The organism is Psychrobacter sp. NZS113, assembly GCF_015864825.1.
Taxonomy (GTDB): Bacteria; Pseudomonadota; Gammaproteobacteria; order Pseudomonadales; family Moraxellaceae; genus Psychrobacter.
In genome coordinates this window covers 342,346-368,940 of the sequence record NZ_JADYWL010000002.1, presented here as the reverse complement: position 1 = coordinate 368,940, position 26,595 = coordinate 342,346, and the positions used below count along the sequence as shown (strand labels likewise).

The window sequence follows — 26,595 nt, the reverse complement described above, 5'->3', positions numbered from 1 at the left end:
TCATAAGTTACTTGTATAAACTATCGGCATAAAAAACAGACATTAGCAAATAAAAACCACTAAAATCAGTTTCACCGTATTTTTGATAGCCTACTTTTACGCTCCAACAAACAACGATGATTTCATCATATTTAGGATAATGACTATGACCACCACATCAACTATCAATACCGTCGCTCCTAACCGTGTGCCTAACTTTTCAGCGGGGCCTGCTACGATACCAACTGCTGTATTATCACGCGCTCAAGATGAGTTGCTTGATTGGCAGGGAAGCGGTATGTCGGTCATGGAAGTAAGTCACCGTAGTAAAGAGTACATTGCTATTACGGAAAAAGCTGAAGCGAAATTGCGTTCGTTGATGGACATTCCAGATAATTATAAAGTACTGTTTTTACAAGGCGGCGCTAGCTTACAGTTTTCAGCGATCCCATTAAATCTATTGAATGGTGGGCGCGCAGACTATCTAACGACAGGTGCTTGGTCAGGCAAGGCCATCAAAGAAGCTGATCGCTATGCCAAACTGGGACTGGGTGAGACTAACGTGGTCGCAACGGGCAAAGAAAGTAACTTTACCGATGTGCCTGACCAAAATGAGTGGCAGTTAAGTGAAGATGCCGCATATTTCCATTATTGCGCTAATGAAACCATTCATGGCTTGCAAATATTTGAGCCGCCAACGGTTGATGCACCGATTATCGTTGATATGTCTTCTTGTATTTTATCACAGCCAATTGACGTCTCTAAGTTTGGGATGATTTATGCGGGTGCACAAAAGAACATTGGTCCCGCAGGTCTGATTATTGTGATTATTCGTGAGGATCTATTAGGGCAGGCGAGTGAGTGGTGTCCGCTGCTAATGAACTACGAGCATCAAGCCGAAAAAGAGTCTATGTCAAACACGCCAGCGACGTATTCTTGGTACTTGGCAGGACTGGTCTTTGATTGGTTAGAAGAGCAAGGCGGGGTGGCTGCTATCGGCAAGATTAATCAGCAAAAAGCAGACTTACTCTATAAAACGATTGATGACAGCGATTTTTATAACAATCCAGTAGCTATCAAACATCGTTCTATTATGAATGTGCCATTTACCTTGGCAGACAGCAGTCTTGATAAAGTGTTTTTAGAAGAGTCAGCCGCGGCAGGCTTGATGAACTTAAAAGGTCACCGTGATGTGGGCGGTATGCGTGCCAGCATCTACAATGCCGTATCACTAGACTGGGTACAGCAACTGGTTGATTTTATGATTGCCTTTGAAAAAAAGCACGCTTAAATCAGCACCAGTTTTAGAAAAAAAGACGCAACTTTATAAGCTGCGTCTTTTTTTTGTCTAAAATCAGCATGTTTGCTTGGTGGATAGATGGGTGGATAGATAAATGGTTTGTAATACTACATACTTTGCATTGCAAACCATTAGGTTAAAAAACTGAAGTTTGTTATGATAAATTTTGTGCAACTTATCATGCTTAGCGAGTTTTCAATTAGCATGCAGTCACTAGTTAAATTCTAAATATATTCATCGGTTTGGCAAAAGGGCTTGTTATAACTTTATTATGATAAAAAACACCATGCTAAAAGCCATAATGCTAATTGCCGCAGTGAGCTGTATACCTGTCAGTATCGCAGCGCCAATCACCACGACTGCGCTTGGTCATAACAGTCCTACCAACTATATTGACGCACCATTCATGCCTTATGCCAATCCAAATGCACCGACAGGCGGCACGCTCTCGCTTGATGCGCGCGGCACTTTTAATGCTGCCAATAAATGGATGACCACTGGTGTGGCAATGGCTGGTACCGACTATCTGTATGATACCCTGATGACTGGCTCATTAAATGAAGCCTTTACGATGTATCCGCAGCTGGCAAGCAAGGTGACGTATGATCCTGACGATACCAGTTGGATTATTTATCATATCAATCCTGCTGCACGATTTTGGGATGGGTCGCCAGTCACTAGCGATGATGTCAAAGCCACTTATGATGCGATATTGAACAAAGGGCCGATGTACATTCGCAGCTATTTAGGTGATATTAAGGACGTTCAAGTTCTGGATAAGCAACGAGTGAAGTTTGTCTTTGCGTCTGATGAGAATAAAGAAATCTTATTAACGGTTGGGCAGTTTCCTATCTTTGCCAAATCCTCTATCGATGCTGATTTTGAGAAGATTAGTCTAACGCCATTGATGGGCAGTGGTCCTTATAAGCTCGGACGTGTAGATGCAGGACGAGCGGTCAGCTATATACGCGATGCCAATTATTGGGGACGTGATTTGATGGTCAATCGTGGTCGTTATAACTTTGATATGATTAAGTTTGTGTATTATCAAAGTGATGAGATTGCGTTTGAAGGGTTTAAATCTGGCCAATATCGATTCCGCCCTGAGAACAAAGCGTCCAATTGGGCAACGGGTTATAATTTCCCCGCAGTAAAAGCGAAGCTAATTAACAAAGAGACGATAAGCAGTCAAAATCCAGTACCTATGCAAGGTCTGGTGATGAATATGCGTCGGCCAATCTTTCAAGATATTCGTGTTCGTCAGGCATTGACGGCAGCTTATGACTTTGAATGGATGAATAAAACCTTATTTCATGGGCAATATGAGCGCTTACAGAGCTTCTTTCATGGCTCTGAGCTTGCCGCAACGGATACGCCTTCGACTGCTGAGATGCAGGTGCTAACTCCTTTGTTATCCATGCTTGAACCAATACAACGTCAGGCGGTATTGGCAGACTGGCAGTTACCTACTACTGATGGTAGCGGTTTTAATCGTCAAGGGCTATTAGAGGCACGTCAGCTATTGCTAGATGCGGGTTTCTATTATGCGGATATGAAGCTGTATCAACCTGATGGACAGCTTGCTCAAATTGAGATTTTGATGACAGGCGAAACCATGGGACGAGTGCTGTTGCCATACATTCGCAACTTGAAGCGTTTAGGGTTTGATACGACCTTGCGTCAAGTCGATGGCCCGCAATATTATGAGCGTATGCGCAATTTTGATTATGATATGGTGGTGGATGTATTTGCGCAGAGCTTATCACCTGGCGCTGAGCAAGCAAGCTTTTGGGGTAGTGCGGCAGCCGATCAAGCGGGTAATAGAAATACAGCTGGTATTAAAAACGTGGCAATCGACGATGTCATAGACAAGTTGGGTCGCGCTAAGAACCGTGAAGAGATTGTGTTATATACCCAAGTGCTTGACCGCTTGTTACGTGCTGGTCATTATTTAGTGCCATTATATGGAAAGTCGGGCACCAATGTCGCCTACTGGAATCAATACCGCCATACTGAAAAACTGCCTACCAATGCTGTCGGCATTGACTACTGGTGGACGGACAAGGCAGCAGAAGATCGTGTTAATACCTATTTAAAACAGTAGCTGTTTGAAATGGTAAAAGCTAACAATTTTGAATGTTAAAGCGTTTCACAAAAACATCTGGTAAAAATTAAGCAACAGAGATAACTATTCGTAAGGATTTACCATGAGTATTCGTATTCACCCGATTAAAGCGTTCAATGACAATTATATCTGGACATTGATTAATGAAAACAATAAGCAAGCGATTGTCATTGATCCAGGTCAGGCTGAGCCTGTCGTTGCCTACCTAGAAGAAAACAATCTAGAACTGACGTCTATTTGGACCACGCATCATCATCATGATCACATCGGCGGCGTCGCAGCGCTACAAGAGTCTTATCCGATGACGCACCTAGTGGCGCATACTGAGCATAATGTGGATGAAGATCAAACCATCAAAGATGGTAGTACGGTAAGTGCATGGGGCTGCTCAGCACAGGTTTGGGATGTGTCTGGTCATACAGCTAGCCATGTGGCCTATATTTTAGATATCGATAGTCGCAAGCATTGCTTTTGTGGTGACACGCTATTTAGTGCAGGGTGCGGCCGCGTCTTCACCGGAACAATCGAGCAATTGCATGACAGCTTTAAGCGTTTGAATGGCTTACCTGCTGAGACGCTACTGTATCCTGCGCATGAATATACGGCCAGCAACTTACGTTTTGGATTATCAATTGAGCCTGCTAATGAGGCAATGCAGCAAGCATTAACACAAGCAGAAGCGCAAACCGCACAGGGTATGCCGACATTACCTGTGACCCTAGAGCATGAGCGTATGGTCAATGTATTCTTACGTACACAAGAGTCAAGTGTGATAGCAGGCGTGAAGGCTAAAGTAAGCATCAACGATGATAAGTCTTTGACTGTATTTGCTGCTTTACGCGAGCTGAAAAATAACTTCTAACTGCGTTCACCGCTCGTTTTCTCTATCGTCATGTTTGTTATGTTAGGAAGCTGCTGTTATGGGTCGTTATATCTTAAAAAGATTACTGTTGATATTACCGACGCTATTTTTAATATTGCTCGCAAACTTTGTCATTGTACAAGCAGCCCCCGGCGGTCCTGTTGAGCAGCAGCTTGCGCTTATTGAACAAGGTGCAAAAGAAAATGCATTAGCTGGTAATATTGGTGCGGGCAGTGCAGGTAGCAATAACAGCACGTATCAAGGTACACGCGGTTTATCTGAAGAGATGGTGGCAGCGATTAATGCGCAATACGGTTTTGACAAATCAGCACCCGAGCGCTTTTGGCTGATGCTAAAGAATTATGCTCAGCTAGATTTTGGTGAGTCATTTTTTAAAGGTCAGACGGTAACCGATCTTATTGTAGAGAAGCTGCCAGTATCAATCTCGCTTGGTCTATGGAGTACGCTGCTGATTTATATGATCGCGATTCCACTAGGGGTCTATAAAGCCATGCATCATGGTTCTGGGATTGATAAAGCAACGGCTATGCTGCTCGCTATCGGTCATGCGATACCCGTCTTTGTATTTGCCGTCATACTACTGGTTTTCTTTGCTGGTGGCAGCTACTGGAATATCTTTCCACTACAAGGGCTAACCTCTGAGAACTTTGACCAACTAAGCGCCCTTGGCAAAGTAAAAGATTACTTTTGGCATTTGGCGTTGCCACTCTTAGCAAGTACGGTTGGCGGGTTTGCTGGCTTGACCTATTTGACCAAATTTAGCTTTTTAGAAGAGTTAGGCAAGCAATACGTGCTTACCGCTCGTGCCAAAGGTTTAGGAGAGCGGCAAGTCTTATACGGGCATGTTTTCCGTAATGCTATGTTGATTATCATTGCCGGCATTCCAGCCGCTATCGTTGGCATTTTCTTTGCTGGTAACTTTCTGATTGAGATTATCTTCAAATTAGATGGCCTAGGCTTGCTCGGGTTTGAAGCCATTCAGCAGCGTGATTACCCCGTGATATTTGGTACGTTATTTATCTTTACCTTGGTGGGTTTGTTATTACAATTAATCAGCGATTTAAGTTATCACCTAATTGATCCCCGTATTGATTTTGAGGGGCGCTAATGTCAAGTCATCCATCACCTTCAACACCCTCATCTGAATCTCCTGTTTCTATGCCAAAAAAACATCGGCTAAATCCTATCTGGCAGGCACGCCTAAACCGTTTTCGCCAAAATCGTCTTGGTGTTATCTCGCTATTTGTTTTTGCGCTGATATTTACCATTTGTATGGCAGCCAATGTGATTGCGAATGACAAACCGTTACTGGTGCAGTATCAAGGTGACTATTACTTCCCTGTCGCAAAGGCTTATCCTGAAACGACTTTTGGTGGTGTGTTCGAAACCGAAACCAATTACAAAGATCCTGCGGTGCAAGCATTGATTGATGAGCAGGGCTTTTATATTATGCCGCTCATTCCTTTTGCTGATCAGACACCTAACGTAGAACTAGGCATCCCTTATCCAGCAGCACCCAACGCCCAAAACTGGCTTGGTACGGATGATTTGGGCCGTGATGTACTGGCGCGCATACTTTATGGGCTACGGGTGTCTTTATTGTTTGGCTTGGCATTGACACTTGCAGGCGCATTGATTGGTATTATCGTTGGTGCCATCCAAGGCTATTACGGTGGCTGGGTTGATTTAATCGGGCAGCGTTTTATGGAAGTGTGGGGCGGGATGCCTCAGCTGTTTATGATTATTATTTTGGTCAGTTTATTCAGTCCAAGTATCACCATGCTGTTTGCCCTGATGCTATTGTTTGGCTGGATGGGTCTGGTGGGTTTGGTACGGGCAGAGTTTTTGCGCGCGCGTAACTTTGACTATGTCCGAGCTGCTCGTAATCTTGGTGTTTCGGACAGTCAGATTATGCTGAGACATATTTTGCCGAATGCTTTGGCCTCAAGTTTATCTCAATTGCCCTTTATTTTAACGGCGAATATTATTGCCTTAACAGCACTAGACTTCTTAGGGTACGGTTTACCGCCGGGCTCACCATCGCTTGGTGAGCTGATGGTACAAGGCAAAAATAATCTGGATGCACCGTGGCTGGCCTTATCTGGGTTCTTCAGTTTGACCTTTATTTTATCGCTACTCATCTTCGTTGGCGAAGCACTGCGTGATGCGTTTGATCCGAGGCGCTCTTAATATGACAATGACGACTGCTAAAAATAACCGATTAAATGAAAATGATGGTCAGGCAACAAACACAGTCATACTGTCGGTAGATAAGCTCAGTATTCATACCGATGGGTGCGTGGCTTTGGTTGATGAGTTGTCTTATGAGCTGACGCAAGGGCAAACCCTAGCTATCGTTGGTGAGTCAGGTTCTGGTAAATCAATAGCCAGTCTCGCGCTATTGGGATTATTACCAGATAGCTTAACCGTTACAGGTAAGGTTCAGCTGGCAGATTCAGCAGGTATGACAACCTTACCGATAGCTAATGGTAAAGGGCGGAACACGGCATTACGGGCTATACGTGGGCAGCGTATCGGCATGGTATTTCAAGAACCAATGACCGCACTCAATCCTCTACATACAGTCGCTAAACAAATTTCTGAGTCACTGCGTTTAAGTGGCATCCCTAAAAAGCAATGGCGCGAACAAAGTATCGCCTTGCTAGATGATGTCAATATTACCGATCCTGCTGATAAGCTGAATCGCTATCCACATGAGCTATCAGGTGGTCAGCGTCAGCGCGTCATGATTGCGATGGCATTGGCGCAGCAGCCTGATATTTTAATCGCTGATGAGCCGACGACGGCACTCGATGTGACGTTGCAACATGAGATTCTTGAGCTGTTAGATGATCTAAAGCGTCAGCATAATATGGCGATGGTGCTTATCAGTCATGACCTCAATTTGGTCAGACGTTATAGTGATGATGTCATTGTCATGCGCCAAGGAAAAACGATTGAGCAAGGACAAACGGCCGCTGTATTCAATCAGCCTAAAGCAGAGTATACCCGTACGCTTATCCAGCAGGATTTTGGTCAAGCGTTGATTATATTGGATGATAATAAAAATGAGCAGTCAACGGTACTGCAAGTAAATACGCTACAAGTACAGTTCCCAATAGAAAAAAGTCTATTTGGCGGTACCAAGCGTTGGTTTGAGGCTGTTAAAAGTCTAGATATAACGCTGCATAAAGGACAGGCATTGGGTATCGTGGGTGAGTCCGGCTCTGGCAAAACGACGACAGCGCTTGCTTTAAGTCAGTTACTTGGTAACACGGCGCGTGTTAGTGGACAGATAGTCGTCAATGAGCAAGATATTTCAGCATTATCGAAACGTGAACTGCGCACTTTTCGCTCGCAGATTCAGATGGTATTTCAAGACCCATTTGCCAGTATCAATCCTCGTATGACAGTGATGCAAATCGTTGAAGAAGGATTGCTCGTCCAAGGTGTCGATAAGGCCACCCGTCAGCAGGCAGTCATTGATAGTTTGGCTACTGTACATTTATCAGCTGAGTTTGCGCAGCGTTATCCGCATGAGTTGTCTGGTGGTCAGCGACAACGTGTGGCACTCGCACGCGCGCTTATCATGCAGCCAAGTCTATTAATATTGGATGAGCCGACTTCCGCGCTCGACAGTACCACGCAGGTGACAGTGGTTAACCTGCTACGTGAGATTCAACAAAAACTGCAAATCAGCTATGTATTTATCAGCCATGACCTAAAAGTCGTGCAGGCGCTATGCCAAAAAATCATGGTATTAAAAGACGGTACATGTATAGAGTCGGGGAGTACTGAAGATATTTTTCATAACCCACAACATCTGTATGTCAGGCGTTTACTACAGGCGAGTAGCACTTAGTCGTGACAACACATCCTACCTAAATGGAATTGACTGTAGCAGTTCATATTAATAGCGATATCATATAGATAGCAGTGGTAAACTACGGTTAGAAAGTGATTTTTTAGCGTAAATATAGCTTTTAGTCGCTGATTAAAATGGTATTTATTGCTATTTTGGTATTATTAAAAGGATTGTTTGCCCATGAAGAAGCAAAATAGTATTTCTAAATTAGTAGGTAGTATTGGGTTGCAACATGCAGGGTATGTCGCCGTTGCTAAGACTCGTGCCAAAGTGCTTAAAGCTGTCTCTTATGTGATACCTATCAGAAGACCAATGCTGTTCGTCGGTGAGTCTTCCTGTCACGAGCTGTGTGATATGCTCATCAATGAAGGCAGCACCAATGTCTTTATTGTCACTGATGCGGTATTAAATAAACTTGGTATACCTGCGAAAATCACTGAATATTTAGAAGAAAAAAATATCAGCTATCATGTCTATGATGGTGTTACGCCAGATCCTACTTTTACGGTCATCGAAGAAGGTCTAAGCCAGTCTATAGCAGCAAAGTGCGATGCAATCATCGCCATCGGTGGCGGTTCGGTCATTGATGCTGCCAAAATGATGGCGATGTCGCAGGGTAATCGCTGCGAACCTAAGCAACTCATTGGTATTCTTAAAGCAAGGAAACCAGCCATCCCATTGTACTGTGTGCCTACGACGGCTGGTACTGGCTCGGAAGCCACGCTTGGCGCAGTAGTGTCTGATGACAAGACGCATCAAAAAGCACTTTCTATTGATCCTAGAATGGTGCCATTAGCAGCCGCGATTGATCCAGTTATTATGAAAGGCATGCCAGCTCATATTACCGCTGATACGGGTATCGATGTATTGACACATGCGTTAGAGGCATGGATGAGTGTGAACGCTAGCGTAGAGACCGACTATTATGCGGCCTCTGCGGTCAAGTCTGTTATGCATTACTTACCGATAGTCTATAAAGATGGTGGCGACCTAAAAGCAAGAGAAGCGATGGGTGTAGCGGCTCACTATGGTGGTATCGCCTTTAATAAAGCGGGCCTCGGCTATGTGCATGCGATTGCTCATCAATTAGGGGCGTATTATCGTATTCCTCATGGTCGTGCAAATGCTATTGTATTGCCTTATGTTTTGGACGTGAACCGTCAAGTAAGCCAAAAAAGACTGGCGGCATTGGCTAGAAAAACAGGCATGGTGAAAACGGAGCAAGCAGCTGAAAGTGACAGTATTGATAGTGCGATAACCGATCATCTAATCGCTCAAGTACGTGAGCTAATTACAGACTTAAATATCGATCCCACTGTTGATGGCTTACAAACCAGTGATTTTGATAATATTGCTAAAGCCGCTGCAAAAGAAGTCAGTGATACTTATGCAGTACCACTTTACCTAACAGCATCTGAAATAAAAGATATCTTAACGAAGATAAAGCAGGCAAGTGATCAATGTATTAGTGACAAAAAAGAAAGTATTAAAGTAGCCTAAGATATATTCTCACGGTGTAAGAAGAGCACGCTACAACCAATGTAGTGTGCTCTTTTTTTATATTACGCTGTACGACTTTAGCTTATAGACCCTCAAAAGCCCCTATCTAAAAAGTATAAAGTTATAAACTTATAAAGCAGCTTAAGTCATAAACATTAAACGATGACTGTTCAGTTTAAATATAGAGTTTTTAAGCTACGTTAAATTTTTATAACAAATTAGGTGTATTTCAGTGACACACAAGGGTTATGATAACTGTGTAGCCTCACTCCATAACATTATTTTTAGGATACTCTAATGAACCTCAAACTAAACACCAAGGTCGCTGCTATGGTTGTGGCGGCGAGCAGTACTTTTTTTGTTGGCTGTGCTGCCACTGAAAATACTGCTAAGACTACACCACCAACCACTGGTAACCCTTATGCGCCTACAGATCCTAATCTGGCAGTGGCGACAGTCGCTGGCGGCTGTTTTTGGTGTGTAGAAGCGGGTTATGAAAAGATACCTGGTGTTGTGGAAGTGGTATCAGGTTATACAGGTGGTGAGACTCAGAACCCAACTTATAGTCAGGTATCAGCAGGTGGCACCGGTCATACTGAAGCGGCGCAAGTGTATTATGATCCGACGAAAATAACGTACAATGGCATAGTACAGGCATTATGGCGTATCGCTGATCCAACCGATGCTGACGGCCAGTATGTAGATCGTGGTACCCAGTATCGACCTGCTATTTTTTATAACAACCAACAAGAAAGGCAAACCGCAGAAGCGGCGAAAAAAGCGTTGCAAGACTCTGGCGTTTATGACAAACCAGTGGTGATAGAAATCGTGCCTGCCAGCACCTTTTACCCAGCAGAAGAATATCATCAAGATTACTATAAAAAGAACCCACTTCGTTATAAAGCGTATACCTTCAACTCTGGTCGTTACCAGTTTATCGAGAGCGTATATGGAAAAAACTATGAGTTGGATTTTAGCCAGTTTAAACCAGCGGCCGGTAGTGTAAAAGTAAATACATCAACCACACCTTCAACTACTGCAGTGGCTACTACTGGTTTTAATTCAAAGACCTTTGTAAAGCCTGCCAAGAGTGAATTAAAGAAATCCCTCAGTGATATTCAGTATAAAGTGACTCAAGAAGAGGGCACTGAGCGCGCTTTTGATAATGAATACTGGGATAATAAAGCGCCTGGTCTATATGTCGATGTCGTATCCGGTGAGCCGCTGTACTCTTCTCGTGATAAATATAAGTCTGGAACAGGCTGGCCAAGCTTTACTCGTCCATTGAGTACAGATATGGTCGTTGAAAAAGAAGATCGCGGTATATTCTCCGTTCGTACTGAGATACGTAGTCGCTATGCTGACTCTCATGTTGGTCACGTATTTGATGATGGTCCTGCACCAACAGGCAAGCGCTACTGTATGAACTCAGCAGCACTGCGTTTTGTACCATTAGCGGATATGGAAAAAGAAGGTTACGGTGATTGGATTGATGACGTAAAACCAATCGCTTCTTAAGTTTTAGCAGAACTAAAATAAGAAAAGGACGCATAGGCGTCCTTTTCTTATTTTTGAATATTTAATGACTCTATATTTAATGATTATATCTTTAATGACTATTTATTTTAATAATCAAAAAGCAGGTTGACGCTTAGGTATCGCGCTCAAAAATTCCGTACGGGCTTGATTATCATGGACAAACTCGCCTAACATCGACATCGTACGTGTAGTGGAATGCTGTTTACCTACACCACGCATCATCATACACATATGTGCGGCATCCATCACGACAGCGACGCCGCGGCAACCAGTGACTTCCATAATAGTTTGTGCTATTTGTTCGCTTAGGTTCTCTTGAACTTGTAAACGACGGGCAAACATATCAACGATACGGGCAAATTTTGATAAGCCCAAGACTTGTCCGTTAGGTAAATAGCCGACATGTGCGATACCATGAAACGGCAACATATGATGTTCGCACAATGAATAAAACTCAATGTTTTGTACCAATACTAGCTCACGATTGCTTGATGGGAAAAGTGCGTCATTGACGACCTCATCTAAGTTCTGATGATAGCCTTGGGTTAAATGGGCAAAAGCCTTTGCTGCACGCATGGGCGTTTCTTCAAGACCAGGGCGCTGTAAGTCTTCGCCAGTTGAGCCGATTAATTGACGATATGACTCAGCGCTTTCTAGGTAATCTAATGTTATTGTGGGGGTGTTACTCATAAGTTTGGCAGCCATCCAAAATGTGGGTGTAGCTTAACGCTAAATCCTTGGTTATAAATAACGGTTATAAAGGATTTTTATAAAAATTGTGCAAGCTGGGAAGGGCTGTGATTATACTTGAAATCTGCTTAACTTCATACTGCTGTGGTTCGTAGTTCAATGTTTAATCAATATTAGACGCCATTGTAGGCAAATCTAGTTTACGACTGTTTACTTAAATTAATTCGTGTATAATAGTTCACCTATCATTTGTGTTTAATTATCACTGGCTATTTGTCATATATAACAACTCTAAATAATTTTTTAATGTCAATAAATTTGATCGATTCAAAAGGAAATACTATGCTACTTCAAGGACAAAGATTTGTCGTAACGGGCATCGCAAGTAAACTCTCTATCGCTTGGGCAATCGCAGAAGCACTACACCGTGAGGGTGCCTCACTGATTTTGACTTATCCAAACGATAAGATAAAAAAACGTGTGGATATGGCCGCAGAAAAATTCGAAGCAGATTTGGTATTAGAGTGCGACGTAGCATCTGACGAGTCTATTGCTGCTTGCTTTGAGCAAGTGACTGCTCATTGGGGTGATGGTATTGACGGTGTGGTACATGCAATTGGCTTTGCACCAATGGATCAGCTAGATGGTGACTTTGTCAACGCGACCACTCGTGAAGGCAGTCATATTGCGCATGATATCTCAAGCTATAGCTTTGTTGCATTGGCTAAAGAAGCTCGTGCATTATTAGCCATGCGTCATGGTTCTATGCTGACGTTGACTTATGAAGGTAGCATTTCAGTATTACCGAACTACAATGTCATGGGCATGGCAAAAGCCAGCCTTGAAGCCAGTGTTCGCTATCTTGCGACTTCTATGGGCGGTGAAGGTATCCGTGTTAATGCGATTTCAGCAGGTCCTATCCGTACGCTTGCTGCTAGTGGCATCAAATCATTCCGTAAAATGCTTGATATCAGCGAAAAAATTGCCCCACTACAGCGTAACATTACCCAGACAGAAGTAGGTAATGCTGCATTGTTCTTACTATCTCCGTGGGCATCCGGTATTACTGGAGAGATTATGTTTGTTGATGCTGGTTTTAATACCGTTGCTATTAGCGAGCAGTTAATGATGTTGGACGAACCAAAGTAACTGTCTTAGATAATCAAGAGCATTCTTAGATAAATAATAACATTGTTAAAAAAACAGCATTTAAGAAATAAGGAAGGCAGCCAATTGGCTGCCTTTTTTGGTTTATACTAGGGGCTATTTTTAAGTTAGCCTTCAGGCAGTAAATATGATAACTAAACTACCAAAGTGGATTTTATGGGGTGGAGCAGTGCTTGCCTTTAGTGCGGGCTGTGTCAATACTGCTGCATTGATGGGCTTTGCTAATTTGTCAGTTTCGCATGTCACTGGTAATGTGAGTTTGTTTGCATCAGCGATTGCTTATTTAGATGTGCACAGTATTTTGTATATTGGTGCGCTGCTGCTGTCTTTTTTAGCGGGTGCGATCTTGAGTGGTTTCGTGATTGGACAAGCACCTTTAAAGCTAGGCAAACGTTATGGGCGAGCACTATATATCGAAGCGTCACTGCTGTTGATTAGCTATTGGTTGTATCAACAACATGATTATCTAGGACAGTTAGCCGCAGCGATGGCTTGTGGATTGCAGAATGCGATGGTCGCTACTTATAGTGGTGCCGTCATTCGTACGACTCATCTCACAGGCTTGACATCAGATATGGGCGCAGCGATTGGTAATTGGTTAGCAGGTCGCTCAATCAGCAAGCCGACACTAGGTTTTCAGGCTATTATTTGGTACTGCTTCTGCGGTGGTAGTGTCGTCGGGGCATTTTTGTATGCCAAAGTAGGCTATGGTGCGTTGTTGGTGCCCATCACCATCGTATTGACGGCGGCATTTATATATAACTATGCATCAGATCATTTGCCAGAAAAGAGAGAGCCAAGACAAAAAAGGCACTAATCATAATGATAAGCGCCTATTCTTTTTTGCGTTAAACATAAAACGGTAATTTATTTATCGTTTTCTTCGCTGTGGTTTTCATGTTCATGCATACCTTGCATCATATCTAATGCAGAGTCATCGGTACGTTGCTGGTCTTTTTTGGCTAGACCGTCTTGATTGATGTCTTTCGGTGCCATTTTAGTGGTTGAGTCAGTTTTATTTGCGTCTGTCATAAAGTACTCCTATTTATTTTTATGTATTTCCAGTATAAATCTCTAATAGAAATAGACTTTAACAATGTCTATTATTATTTGGATTAACAGTCAGTATGAGAGACAGCTATACTCTTGTATATATACAGTGTACACTTGTTTAGTGAATATATGTAACCAGATATCATATAGGCTTTGGATAGTGTATTTCTATTTCTAGTGCATGGATAAAAGGCATAATGACACCAAAATTAAGATGGCACTTATTGGTAATAAATATGTCAGCATTAAAGATGGTTAAAAGGATGTTCTAGAGTGAATTTATTAAGTGATTTGTCAATTAATTTTTCTGTCATATATCTGCTATGATAGCCACGTATTTTTTGGGTTAATGACAAAGTCAATACTATAATGCCGTTTATACAGAGGGTGTATTCACACTGTCTTTGAGGAAATAAGGACGTTTTATGTCAGAGCAAAAACTAGACAGCCATCTACCTAATGATGGTAATGAGTATTTATTTACCGATACCTTTCCAAAGGGTACCGGTAAAGGTTTGATAGTCGTCGCTATTGCGGCGATTATCGCTATGATTATTTATAATGTGTTACCGTTCGATATCAATGCCAATAAAGGTCTTGCCTTATTGTTTTTCATTGGCGTGCTGTGGTTAACGGAAGCGGTACACGTTACCATTACTGCGCTATTGGTCGTGGTCGTGGGTGCACTGATTGGTATACCAGATTTCGATGCCAAAATCGGTTTAGAGAGTTTTGCTAGTCCGACGATTTATTTGTTCTTTGGTGGTTTTGCTTTGGCAGCAGCCTTGCATGTGCAGCAGTTGGACAAAAAAATCGCATTAAAGATTTTATCGATGTCAGGTGGTAAGTTAAATACCGCTGTGTTTTTGATCTTTGGCGTAACAGCATTTTTGTCAATGTGGATATCGAATACAGCCACTGCGGCGATGATGCTACCGTTAGCGCTTGGTATATTGACACAGGTCGATCGTGAGAAAGATCGCGGTACATTTGTATTTGTACTATTAGGTATTGCTTATTCGGCAAGTCTGGGTGGTTTGGGTACTATCGTTGGTTCGCCACCTAATGCTATCGCAGCAAAGGCACTGGATATCGCCTTTATTGACTGGATGAAGTTCGGTATACCTATGATGTTGGTGCTATTGCCACTATTATTAGGTGCGATGTATGTATACCTCAAACCCAATCTAAATCGTAAAATCGTGATAGTAGAAGATGAGCCTATTGCTTGGAATAAACCACGTGTGGTGACGATTATTGTCTTCCTTGTTACCGCGTTGAGTTGGATATTTTCCAAACAAATTGGTGAAGCACTAGATGTTACTGATACAGATGCCATTATCGCTTTATCAGCGGCAGCAGCAGTGGTGAGCTTAGGACTGGTATCGTGGAAGCAAGTATCTGACAATACTGACTGGGGTGTACTCATGCTGTTCGGTGGCGGTATTGCGCTATCGACCGTGTTGAAAGTATCAGGTGCGTCTCTAGTACTAGGTGAAACGGTCGCTAATGCATTGTCTTCTGCACCACTGGTTGTGGTGATGATTGCGGTATCTGCATTCATTATCTTCTTAACCGAGTTCGCATCTAATACGGCATCTGCCGCATTGTTGGTGCCAGTATTTGCGGCTATTGCAGAGCAGATGGGCTTGCCACATGAAGTGCTAGTATTGGTCATTGGTATTGGTGCATCATGTGCCTTTATGCTACCAGTTGCGACGCCACCGAATGCTATTGTGTTTGGTACGGGACTCATTAAGCAGACAGAGATGATTCGTACCGGTATTATTCTAAATATTATTGCCACTCTTGTGGTGGGGCTATGGGCGTATTTCTTCTTACTATAGCTTAGCAAATAGTATGGTCATAAAATTAAGCCCGATGCTTTAAGTTACTCTTAAACATCGGGTTTTTTATTTTCTATTATGGCTATCTAGACCTAACCTTAGCTGGAAGACGAAATCATGAATATGAAGCATTTAAATAGTAAGCATATCAGTACCATCGCTGCAATGTCAGACATTCATAGCAATGTCTTTGCTCTAGAAGCAGTTCTAGCAGATATAAAACATCGTGATGTAGAACAAATCGTCAATCTTGGTGATATTTTGTATGGTCCGATTGCGCCGAAAGCAACTTATGAGCTGCTGACGACCTATCGAGACGATATTATTACTATTTGTGGTAATCAAGATAGGCAGATATATGAGGCGACAGCGGCAGATATTGAGAGCAATCCAACGCTAGATTTTATTATCGAAGACTTGCCTAAGTCGGCTATTGAGTGGATGCAAAACTTACCTTTTGATTGCCATTTAAGCAAAGACGTTTATCTATGTCATGGGTCGCCGACGGATGACATGATATATCTGTTAGAAAATATAGATACAGGTCAACCGAGAGTACGTAGCGATGCAGATATTCTGGCATTACTCAATGGTATTGATAGTGCCGTTGTCGTATGTGGTCACACGCATATCCCGCGTACGGTAAAGCTATCGACCGATCAAATGGTTATCAATACTGGTAGCGTTGGTTATCCCGCCTATGAAGATGACTTACCTAATGTCCATAGAATGCAGACCTATTCTCCTCATGCAAGTTATGCAATTATTAGATGTGTTGATACCGAGCAGGGGAAACGCTGGCAAGCAGAGCATATTAAGGTGCCTTATGATTATGAGGCTGCTGCTCAATTAGCTTCAAAGAATGGTCGTGAAGATTGGGCATTTGCACTGAGGACGGGACGTGTGTTGTAAGCTTGGTATGACATTATTTATTTAAGAATCTACCCCATAACTTTAACTATAGTCGATTCAATTTAAAAGTAGTACAAGGCAACCGAGTGTAGATGTATATTAAATACTTCAAGCAAGGTTAACGCTGTCATACTTTTATAGTGGAATGACTATATAAGGCAATTACTTATGCCAACCCTATATATGATTCAACTGGGCGCTCGGCCCAAAGGTCGCTTGATTGAGCAGCACGATATTTTCTTTGGTGTGGCCAATCAGGTGAGTGAATTAATTACAGATGTCAATGAGCATTGGCCAGAAGTAAAAAACAAATGGCACATTGACTCGTATCGTGCGGTTACCAACGTTGATGGTCATGCTATTAAATTGGTTGAGCCCAGTAATAAAATTGACAATCAAACAGACCATAGTAAAAACCTAAAGCTATTTTTCATTAATCTCGGCGGATACCAGCAGGGCAGTTTTGAAGAGTTTCATTATAAGTTACTCATCGTTGCCCCCAATCAAGCAGGTGCTATTAAACAAGCAAAACAGAGTGCGTTCTATCAGCAGTTTACTTTTAAAGACAGTAGCTCTCCTTTTGATGCTGCTTCACATATTGATGATAAGTTTGAAGTAGATATAGACGATATATATAACGTGAATGATCTGATATCAGACCTTCAGTTAGTGATTGAGCCCATCGATTTTGTCGATAAAGCAATAGATGAGGATTTAGCAGATAAAGAATATGTTGGCTATTTGAGTATAAAGAATTTGAAAAATTTGGCGTTATAATTAATAAGTATGATTAACAAGCTGATTAAATAAATGACTCATTCATAAAAATAGAATAGGGCGAGCAGATTTGCAAAATTTCATAAAAGGATTTTTCAAGTGGGTTATTGCAGGTATTGGCATTGGAATAGGACTGTTCGTTGTTCTAGTGGCTGTAGCGTTTTGGAATAATAAGAATGAACCAGAAAAATCTGATGACACTACAGGAGTATCAAGTAACGAGGCTGAAAATGCTATAGAAGATAACAGTGAGTTATCCAGCTCTCAATCTATGGTACATGATCAAGACGTACCGATAGGTTATAAATTGATGGAAGAGGGAGGTGTCATGTTAGATGCACCTATTATGGGCATGGAATGGGAGAGTGTGAAAGATGAAAACACGACCACCAATCCACGTGTGTATGAGCCCTTTATAATATATCAATGTGTCACAGAAGACGGTGAGCATTTACGTTTGGATGTGATTAATAGCGATATTGGTTATATGCTCAAGTATTATTTCGCCACCCAAGGTAACCCTTTAAAGCTAGAAGCACAGCAAGCTACTGAAGATGCCTATTATACGACTCTTTCTAATGGTACTAATCTCGTTATGCGGGATCCGAATAATTACTATAATTTGACACAGTTTGAAGATAGCGATACCTCTTTTTATATTATTAATGCCATCACTGGTCAGGAGATGAATCATTTTTCTTGTGAGAATAACTCGATTGAAAATGATCAGTATCCTTTCATTGCTCAAATGGAGCCAGAACATTTTAAATTTAAGCCTATGACTGATGAGCTTAGAAATATTTTGAATGAGCGCTTTGAAAATCAGTAACAGCCTTTTTGGTTACCGACCAAACATCAGAACCAACTTGAATCACACTCAAATTACCCCCATAATCTAAACACTTTTAAATAATAAATAGCCTAAGTATATATGCCCAATAATTCTGAGAATACCACACAAGCATCTAACAAAGATGCTACTCGTCAAATCAACAGCACCATTAATCCGAATAAAGAAAGTGATGATACAAATCACGAAAATTTAAATACCGCACCAAACAGTGCCATACCGAGCAATGATAAAGCAGTTGCTCAATCTCATATGGCTGCTGATTTACCAGTACTCGCCAAAGACAGCTATTACTTAACGCGTCTAGAGCGAGAGTTGGCACGTGCTGTTGTGTCGAGTAAAAAAGAGAATAACGACAAAGCCAATAATGCGCTAACGAAAAAACGCGAGCAATACGACAAAATAAAAACTCGATCTCAGGAAGCAGTACAGGCACGTATGGATAGCATTCCTGCAGACTTGCCAGCCAAGCTAAACCTTGATCTGCCCGTGAGTCAACGTGCTGATGATTTGATTCAAGCCATCATCGATAATCAAGTCATTATCGTCGCAGGTGAAACAGGTTCTGGTAAAACAACGCAGTTACCGAAGCTTGCGATGCTGGCAGGGCGTGGTATTAAAGGGCAGATAGGGCATACGCAACCGAGGCGTCTAGCAGCGAGAAGTGTGGCAAACCGTATTGCAGAGGAATTGGGTGAACCCTTAGGGAATACCATAAGTTTTAAAATTCGTTTTAATGAGCAAGGATCGGCGCAATCCGTTGTGAAGCTCATGACGGATGGTATCTTGTTGGCTGAACTGGGTCATGATCGGTTTTTGAGTAAGTACGATACAATTATTATCGATGAAGCGCATGAGCGTAGCTTAAATATCGATTTTATTATGGGTTATCTGAAAAAGATGCTACCCAAACGCCCTGATTTAAAAGTCATTATTACTTCAGCGACGTTAGATACCAAGCGCTTTAGTGAGTACTTTAGTCATTACGATGCCAAACTTAAACGTAAAGTGCCGGCGCCAATCTTCAATGTTGAAGGTCGAAGCTTTCCGGTAGAGGTTCGTTATCGTCCACTCACTGATGAGCCTGTGACGAGCTCCGATGATGATAGCTATGATGACTTTGAAGAGAACTTGCCACGTGCCATCGTTGCTGCAGTAGAAGAGTGCTTTAGTGATGCACAAAGCAAAGGACATGCTGATCAGGCAGATATCTTGATATTTGCCGCGACGGAAGCCGAGATTCGTGAGACACAAGAGGTCTTAGAGCGTCATGGGCCTAAGCACACCGAAGTGTTGCCTCTGTTTGCGCGGCAGACGTACGAAGAGCAGCAGCGTATTTTTCAGCCATCAGGTCGTGGTCGACGTATCGTTATCGCTACCAACGTGGCTGAGACAGCGCTGACTGTACCCGGTATTCGCTATGTCATTGATTTGGGCTTTGCGAGAATCTCTCGTTATTCCTACCGCTCACGTGTACAACGTTTGCCTATTGAAGCGATTTCACAAGCGGCAGCGAATCAGCGTAAAGGTCGTTGTGGTCGAGTTGCGCCGGGTGTTTGTATTCGTCTATATAGTGAAGAAGACTTTAGCGGTCGTCCAGAGTTCACTGAACCTGAGATTCTACGCACTAACTTGGCATCAGTCATCTTACAGATGGCCAATCTGCGCTTAGGTAGTGTCGATGATTTTGCGTTTATCGAGTCACCTGATAGTCGATTGGTCACGGACGGGCATAAATTGCTCGACGAGCTAGGAGCGATTACTTCTAAAACTGAAGCCACTTCTGCGAATAAAACCAATAAGCCAAAACCAAAAAAAGGTCTTGATCATCTCGCTTTGACAGCTACTGGTCAAAAGATGGCACGTATGCCAATCGATCCAAGGCTGGCACGTATGTTGGTGGCTGGTTCTGACTTTGATTGTATTCGTGAAATGCTCATCGTTGTCGCCGCACTTGCAGTTCAGGACCCACGCGAGCGTCCTGTTAATAAACGTCAGCAAGCGGATCAAAAGCATGCTGAGTTTCGCCAAGATGACTCTGACTTTCTCTTTTATTTGAGCTTATGGAAGGCGCTATTTGAAAAGGACGAAGATGGCAATAAGCTGTCTGGTAATCAGCGCAAGCAGTTTACTAAGAAAAATTATCTGAGCTTTCCACGTGTACGAGAGTGGCATCAGACGCATCGTCAACTGGTGCAAATGGTCACTGATTTGAAGCTTACTGATGTCAATGATGCCAAAGCTGCTGCTAAAGGCAAGGCGCTAGAAATTGCTACTAGTGATCCTACAGCGATTGAAGATGAAGAGCTCAAGGCAGTTAAGTACGCAAACCTGCATCGTGCGTTGATGACAGGTCTGTTATCTACTATCGCTCACAAAACTGAAAATCGTGGCGAATATCTCGCCGCCCGCCAACAAAAAGCCAAAATATTTCCAGCCAGCACGGTGTTTAAGCAGATACCACCATGGGTGATGGCGTTTGAGGTGGTAGAAACCTCTCAGGTCTTTATGCGTACGGTGGCCAAGATTGAACCGGAATGGATTATCTCAGCTGCTGGTGACTTGTTGAAGTATCACTACTTTGAGCCGCATTGGTCGAAGAAGACAGGTCGCGTCAAAGCCTATGCACAGATTAGTCTATTTGGTTTGATTATTATCAGTAAGCAGCTGACCAATTATGAGCAAGTCAATCTAAGTGAGTCACGTGAAATCTTTATCCGTGATGGTCTGGTCACTGGCAATTTGGGTCGTCAAGCGCCATTTTTACAGCACAATATGGATAAAATTGCAGACATCGAACGCATTGAAGATAAGTTACGTCGTCGTGATTTGTTGGTCGATGAAGAGTCGCTGTACCAGTTTTATGATAAAAAAATTCCTGAGCATATTGCCAGTCGTAAATCTTTTGAAGACTGGCGTGCTGAAGTCGAAAAAACGGACACTAAGCATTTATTCTTTACCGATGATGACGTACTCAATAGCCAAGCACCGACCACGGGAGACTTCCCAGAAGTATGGAAGTTGGGTGATTTAAAACTACCGCTACGTTATATCTTTGACCCAGCAAGTGATGATGATGGTGTGACCATTCGCGTACCACTTGTCGCGTTGCCGCAGCTTGATGCTATCGAGCTATTGTGGGGCGTTCCTGGTTGGCGCTATGAGCTAGTGTTGCAATTACTTAAGTCATTACCCAAAGATATCCGCCGTCAGATAGTACCTATTCCTGATACAGCTGATGGCTTGTTTGACGAGTTGCAACCCGCTGGTGGACAAGGACTACTGAAGCAGCTCTGCCAAGCGTTGAATCGTCGCGGTATTATGTCAGTGACACCAGATAAATTTAATCCGTCTACGATTGACCGCTACTTACAGCCACAAATCTGTGTGGTCGATGATAAAAACCGTATTATCGAAAAAGGTCGCGACCTGCAAACGTTGCAGATTCGACATGCCAGTGAAACCCGTCAAGCAGTTAATGAGCAGCAAGGGGCACATACTGAGTTCCCTGAACATTTTGCCTTTAGCAAAAACCATCATAGTGCAGGCGTGGTGATGAAGCAGTTTGCGGCTTTGGTCGCTGATGAAGCAGGCGAAGCGGTATCGATTCATCAATATACGGATGTCAATGCAGCACTACAGGCGCATCGCATCGGGGTGTTGACCTTAGTAAAAGGTAAGCTTGGCGCAAAGAAAAAGCAGCTCACTAGTCAAGTTGACAGTATCTTTAAGTTGGCCTTTGCGCCACTTGGTGATATGGAAAAGCTTAAGACGATTGTCATCGATGCGGCCTTAGATGCAGCGCTTGAAGAGCATTATATATTATTTGATCACAGTACAGACTTGCCTGAAAATGCAGACGATATCGCTGTGGCGCTTGCTGAGGAGTTGCCTTTTACCTCGGAAGAGTATGAGAAAACCTTAGAAGTGGTGGCTGGTAATTTCTTATTGACTGGTCAAAGCGTCATCAAAACCCTCAAAAATGTCTATACCCGATGGCAGCGTATTCGCCAAGGATTATTGATGCTAGATCGAGAGATATTCGGTGAGTCTATCGAAGATATCGAAGATCAATTAGAAGATTTACATCTGGCTGATTTTGTCTATCGCATGGATTATAGTCATTGGCAGCAGTATCCACGCTACCTAGAAGCGTTAGAGATTCGTCTTGAACGCCTTGAGTATAATCTAGATGCAGATCTTGATGGCGTATATGCGCTAGATTTACACATGGAGCGACTAGCAGGGCGTGCGGATAAAGACTCAATTAGTGACTATCGCTGGATGGTGGAGGAGTATCGTATTCAGCTATTTGCCCAGCCAATGAAGACCCGTATGGCAGTATCGCCTAAGCGTCTTAGTAAGATGTGGGATAAGGTGGGTTAGAAAGCTAGAAAATCATAGATTTTCCAAATTTAGTAGTGTGATTGGTTTTAAGCCGCTGATTTAATACAGAGTATTTTACTGGCACTCTATGCCTATCTTATGCAAAATGCTACTAAAGTAAGAGACAGTTTCAAACAAAAAGGATGATAAATATGTGGGACGAACACTATAGCGGCACAGAATTTGCATTTGGTAAAGAGCCTAATGATTTTTTGAGAGAAACGTTTGAGCAGATTCCCACAGGCGGGCACGTATTATGTCTGGCAGAGGGTGAGGGTAGAAATGCAGTTTTCTTAGCCGAGCAAGGCTATAACGTTACTGCGATGGATATGTCCGAAGTGGGTCTGATAAAAGCGACACAATTAGCAAAAGACAGAGGGGTGACAATCACAACTCAAGTGGCTGATTTGGCTGATTACCCGTTCGGTACGAATAAATGGGATGCCATTGTCTCTATTTGGGCACACGTACCTGACGCGTTACGTCACTATATACATGCACAGATTGCGACTGCACTAAAGCCAAATGGTGTGTTTATCGTCGAAGCTTATACCAAAGACCAGCTTGAGACAGATGCTATCGGAGGGCCACCTGCGAGTCAAATAGAGCGTTTTGGATCATTACATTATTTTCAGGGTGAACTCCCAGGGCTTACAGAAATCATTGGCGTCGAAAAGCTGCGTATAGTGTCAGAGGGGAAGCGTCATCAAGGACTTAGTGCTGTTGTACAATTTGTCGGTAAAAAGGATAGCAAGTAAAAAGGTGAGAATCAGGTAACAGATAATTGTAACAATTATCAAGCCTCATTAAGAAAAATTCTCTTCAAGCTAGGATGTATAAGGTTTAGGGTACGAGTAGCTTCATTAATAAAATGCACTAAAGTTTATTCTCAACACATGACGAATCATGAATATTGAGATATACTAAATATATCGGAGCTGTATATGATTAGTAAACTAATTGCACATAAATTATGTGCATTTTTTTTAACAAAAATATATATACAGGTATACTTATTTTGAATAAACATATTTATAAAAAATGGTCTCTATTTAAATTTATATCGCAAACATAGTATATTATTAGAAATAACTCAGAAAAGTTACCCACAAATTATTGATAAATTAGGAATGTACCATGGAAAGAGTATTCAAGAATATGACAGCGGCTATCGTATTGCCAACCATTTTATTGAGTCTGTCAGCTTGTGCCATGACTGGTCACAATAGTGTTGATAATGAAGGTGATAGCCGCCGAGTGGGTAATGTGACATGGAATAACCAAGCTGATACCGACTTCCAAAAAATCTTGACCACCAACGTTGATGCCGATGAAACGAGACTGGTCTTTATCCGCAAAAATGATGATGACGTAGAACAAACCAGTGCCAATGTGGCCATCAACAACAGATTTCAAGTCAGTTTGCATCCTGGTAACTATACCGTCGTCAACTCTTGCGTTGGTACCAATCAAATTAGTGCGCATGCTACTGGTTTTAAAGACAACAACTTACTAGCAGACAAAAAAGACTATCAGCTGGTAGGAGGTCAAACCTACTTCTTCTATGTGGATATGGACAATACAGGTAAAAGTACGCTTGATCAAATAACCCCTGAAAGTGCCTTACCACTCTTAGATACCAAACGCTATCAGACACATCAAATCAGCCGAGTGGTGCCCAACTGCCCAGCGCCTGTCGTAACACCGCCACCTATCGCGCAACCAACAGTACCTGTACTCGCTGAAAAAGTAACCATTGACCTTGAAGTCTTGTTTGAGACAGACAAATCTATAGTACGCCCTGAATACTATGACAAAATATCTGAATTGGCTGCATTCGTGACGAAATATCCTAATACTGTCGTGACCATCGAAGGCCATACAGACAGCCGCGGCAGTGATAGCTACAACCAATCTTTATCGCAGCGCCGCGTAAACGCCGTCAAAGAAGTGTTGATAACACAATTCTCGATTGCGCCTGAACGCTTAACTGCCATTGGTTATGGTGAGTCTCAGCCCAGAGCCAATAACGATAATGCAGAAGGCCGACAGCTCAATCGTCGTGTGGTGGCAGTAGTTGAAGAACGCCCAAACAACTAATACGGATATAGCACACGGGCAATTACATTTGCCTAACTAGATATGCTAAGCGGTATCACTGAATTAAAAAGAGAAGGGAACAACATGAATACTATAATCGTAAAAACGAACGATGTGCATAAGACCGTCAACCAAATAGAAGTGGTTACCCAAGATGGCATGCCAACAGTCATCCAAGCGACAGACAAAGTCAATTACGAGTTTCATGATACCGCGATTAACCGTGCACCTAATCACATCATTACCAAACGCATCAAAAGTGACTTACATGTCTCATTTGAAGAAAATGGTGAAGATAGCGATCTCATCATAGAAGGATTCTATGACAATCCAGACAGTGCTTTAGTCGGCATCGCTGAAGATGGAGAGTATTATTACTACATTCCAGATACTGGTGAAACGTATGACTATGTCACGCAATTAGAAAATGGTGACGTAGAAGGACAAGCTTTGGGTGGGGAAGAATACATTGCCGCTGCTATTCCTTGGTGGATTCCTGCTGCTGCAGGGATCGGCTTGGTTGGTTTAATTGCTAGCTACAATAATGATGATAATGATAATAATGATTTTAACGACGATAATAGCGCCCCAAATGCCGAAGATGAAATCCAAACTGGTACGCTAGGTCAACCAGTGGTCATCGACGTGCTCAGCAATGACACCGACCTTGAAGGCGACATCGACCCAACCAGCGTAAAGCTTATCAACCCAGACACAGGTCTTGAAGTTACCAGCTTAACGGTTGCAGGCGAAGGCGTATGGAGTGTTGACCCAACAACTGGCGCAGTCACCTTTACCCCAGAAACAGGCTTCACCGAAGATCCGACACCGGTGAGCTATGTGGTCTCTGATCTGACAGGCAATAAATCAAACCAAGCAACCATCACTGTAGACTATCCACCAACCGCCCCAAATGCCGAAGATGAAATCCAAACTGGTACGCTAGGTCAACCAGTGGTCATCGACGTGCTCAGCAATGACACCGACCTTGAAGGCGACATCGACCCAACCAGCGTAAAGCTTATCAACCCAGACACAGGTCTTGAAGTTACCAGCTTAACGGTTGCAGGCGAAGGCGTATGGAGTGTTGACCCAACAACTGGCGCAGTCACCTTTACCCCAGAAACAGGCTTCACCGAAGATCCGACACCGGTGAGCTATGTGGTCTCTGATCTGACAGGCAATAAATCAAACCAAGCAACCATCACTGTAGACTATCCACCAACCGCCCCAAATGCCGAAGATGACGCATATACCGTAGCAGAAGACGGTACCGTGGTACTAGACCCACTAAACGCTGACAGCGACTTCGATGGCGACACCCTCAGCATCACCGAGATCAACGGCACCGTCCTAACCCCAGGTGTGGCACAAAGCATCGCCGTACCAAACGGCGTAGTGAACATAGATACCGCAGGGGTCATCAGCTTCACGCCTGATGCCAACTTTAATGGCGAAGTCGAATTTGACTACACCATCACGGATGGCACGACAGAAGTGAGCGCCACAGAAACCATCACCGTCACCCCTGTGAATGATGCGCCCGTGGCCGCTCCAGAAGTAAAAACCACCAATGAAGACGTCACCTTAACGGACAACGTACTGCCTAATGACACTGATGT

General features: G+C 42.9%; 20 protein-coding genes. 18 read left to right on the top strand and 2 right to left on the bottom strand.

The genetic code is table 11. The features are described from left to right. Nucleotides 1-145: 145 nt before the first annotated feature. From serC to msrB, 8 genes are all read left to right on the top strand, one after another. Entirely contained in the window at nt 146-1,270 is a 1,125-nt protein-coding gene (gene serC / locus I6E61_RS04290) for a 3-phosphoserine/phosphohydroxythreonine transaminase (RefSeq protein ID WP_197130360.1), read from the top strand. A gap of 280 nt (nt 1,271-1,550) precedes the next feature. Beyond that, nucleotides 1,551-3,383, top strand: coding sequence for an extracellular solute-binding protein (locus tag I6E61_RS04285; RefSeq protein ID WP_197130357.1), 1,833 nt, complete (start codon nt 1,551-1,553; stop codon nt 3,381-3,383). A gap of 103 nt (nt 3,384-3,486) precedes the next feature. Then, nucleotides 3,487-4,266, top strand: coding sequence for a hydroxyacylglutathione hydrolase (gloB, locus tag I6E61_RS04280; protein WP_197130354.1), 780 nt, complete (start codon nt 3,487-3,489; stop codon nt 4,264-4,266). A 58-nt stretch (nt 4,267-4,324) separates the two neighbouring features. Further along, a complete protein-coding gene (gene yejB, locus I6E61_RS04275) occupies nt 4,325-5,395 on the top strand; it encodes a microcin C ABC transporter permease YejB (RefSeq protein ID WP_197130351.1) in 1,071 nt (356 codons plus the stop codon). Nucleotides 5,396-5,445: 50 nt separating this feature from the next. After that, nucleotides 5,446-6,477 carry an ABC transporter permease gene (locus tag I6E61_RS04270; protein WP_197130776.1) on the top strand — a complete coding sequence of 344 codons (1,032 nt, stop codon included), beginning with the start codon at nt 5,446-5,448 and terminating at the stop codon, nt 6,475-6,477. Nucleotide 6,478: 1 nt separating this feature from the next. Continuing rightward, nucleotides 6,479-8,149: an ABC transporter ATP-binding protein gene (locus I6E61_RS04265; RefSeq protein ID WP_197130348.1), complete on the top strand. Its 1,671-nt coding sequence runs from the start codon at nt 6,479-6,481 to the stop codon at nt 8,147-8,149. Between the two features lie 183 nt (nt 8,150-8,332). Next, nucleotides 8,333-9,652, top strand: a complete 1,320-nt coding sequence (locus tag I6E61_RS04260; protein ID WP_197130345.1) for an iron-containing alcohol dehydrogenase — start codon at nt 8,333-8,335, stop codon at nt 9,650-9,652. A 297-nt stretch (nt 9,653-9,949) separates the two neighbouring features. Further along, entirely contained in the window at nt 9,950-11,170 is a 1,221-nt protein-coding gene (msrB, locus tag I6E61_RS04255; protein ID WP_197130342.1) for a peptide-methionine (R)-S-oxide reductase MsrB, read from the top strand. A 114-nt stretch (nt 11,171-11,284) separates the two neighbouring features. Here the strand turns inward: msrB and folE are convergent, their stop codons facing one another. Further along, nucleotides 11,285-11,881 (bottom strand): GTP cyclohydrolase I FolE, encoded by a 597-nt coding sequence (gene folE / locus I6E61_RS04250; RefSeq protein ID WP_227669216.1) that lies wholly within the window; start codon nt 11,879-11,881, stop codon nt 11,285-11,287. 342 nt (nt 11,882-12,223) lie between these two features. On the opposite strand from folE, the gene I6E61_RS04245 reads away from it, so the two are divergent. Together I6E61_RS04245 and I6E61_RS04240 are read left to right on the top strand one after the other, a co-directional pair. Then, entirely contained in the window at nt 12,224-13,030 is an 807-nt protein-coding gene (locus tag I6E61_RS04245) for an enoyl-ACP reductase (RefSeq protein WP_197130324.1), read from the top strand. Nucleotides 13,031-13,175: 145 nt separating this feature from the next. Further along, the gene (locus I6E61_RS04240) at nt 13,176-13,865 is read left to right on the top strand and encodes a YoaK family protein (protein ID WP_197130321.1); all 690 of its coding nucleotides are present in this window, start codon (nt 13,176-13,178) and stop codon (nt 13,863-13,865) included. A 50-nt stretch (nt 13,866-13,915) separates the two neighbouring features. Here the strand turns inward: I6E61_RS04240 and I6E61_RS04235 are convergent, their stop codons facing one another. Beyond that, the gene (locus I6E61_RS04235; RefSeq protein WP_197130318.1) at nt 13,916-14,080 is read right to left on the bottom strand and encodes a hypothetical protein; all 165 of its coding nucleotides are present in this window, start codon (nt 14,078-14,080) and stop codon (nt 13,916-13,918) included. Nucleotides 14,081-14,526: 446 nt separating this feature from the next. Between I6E61_RS04235 and I6E61_RS04230 the strand changes: the two genes are divergently transcribed. The 8 genes from I6E61_RS04230 to I6E61_RS04195 all read left to right on the top strand — a co-directional run. After that, nucleotides 14,527-15,948 carry a DASS family sodium-coupled anion symporter gene (locus I6E61_RS04230; protein ID WP_197130315.1) on the top strand — a complete coding sequence of 474 codons (1,422 nt, stop codon included), beginning with the start codon at nt 14,527-14,529 and terminating at the stop codon, nt 15,946-15,948. A 117-nt stretch (nt 15,949-16,065) separates the two neighbouring features. Further along, entirely contained in the window at nt 16,066-16,860 is a 795-nt protein-coding gene (locus I6E61_RS04225; protein WP_227685665.1) for a metallophosphoesterase, read from the top strand. Nucleotides 16,861-17,028: 168 nt separating this feature from the next. Continuing rightward, the gene (locus I6E61_RS04220) at nt 17,029-17,637 is read left to right on the top strand and encodes a DUF1543 domain-containing protein (protein WP_197130297.1); all 609 of its coding nucleotides are present in this window, start codon (nt 17,029-17,031) and stop codon (nt 17,635-17,637) included. A 70-nt stretch (nt 17,638-17,707) separates the two neighbouring features. Then, nucleotides 17,708-18,466: a hypothetical protein gene (locus tag I6E61_RS04215; protein WP_197130294.1), complete on the top strand. Its 759-nt coding sequence runs from the start codon at nt 17,708-17,710 to the stop codon at nt 18,464-18,466. Between the two features lie 273 nt (nt 18,467-18,739). Continuing rightward, nucleotides 18,740-22,873 carry an ATP-dependent RNA helicase HrpA gene (gene hrpA / locus I6E61_RS04210; protein WP_197130770.1) on the top strand — a complete coding sequence of 1,378 codons (4,134 nt, stop codon included), beginning with the start codon at nt 18,740-18,742 and terminating at the stop codon, nt 22,871-22,873. Nucleotides 22,874-23,025: 152 nt separating this feature from the next. Further along, nucleotides 23,026-23,631, top strand: a complete 606-nt coding sequence (locus I6E61_RS04205) for a bifunctional 2-polyprenyl-6-hydroxyphenol methylase/3-demethylubiquinol 3-O-methyltransferase UbiG (protein ID WP_197130291.1) — start codon at nt 23,026-23,028, stop codon at nt 23,629-23,631. Between the two features lie 379 nt (nt 23,632-24,010). After that, nucleotides 24,011-24,973, top strand: coding sequence for an OmpA family protein (locus tag I6E61_RS04200; protein ID WP_197130288.1), 963 nt, complete (start codon nt 24,011-24,013; stop codon nt 24,971-24,973). A gap of 84 nt (nt 24,974-25,057) precedes the next feature. Continuing rightward, the coding region (locus I6E61_RS04195) for an Ig-like domain-containing protein (RefSeq protein ID WP_197130285.1) at nt 25,058-26,595 on the top strand (1,538 nt) is incomplete at its 3' end.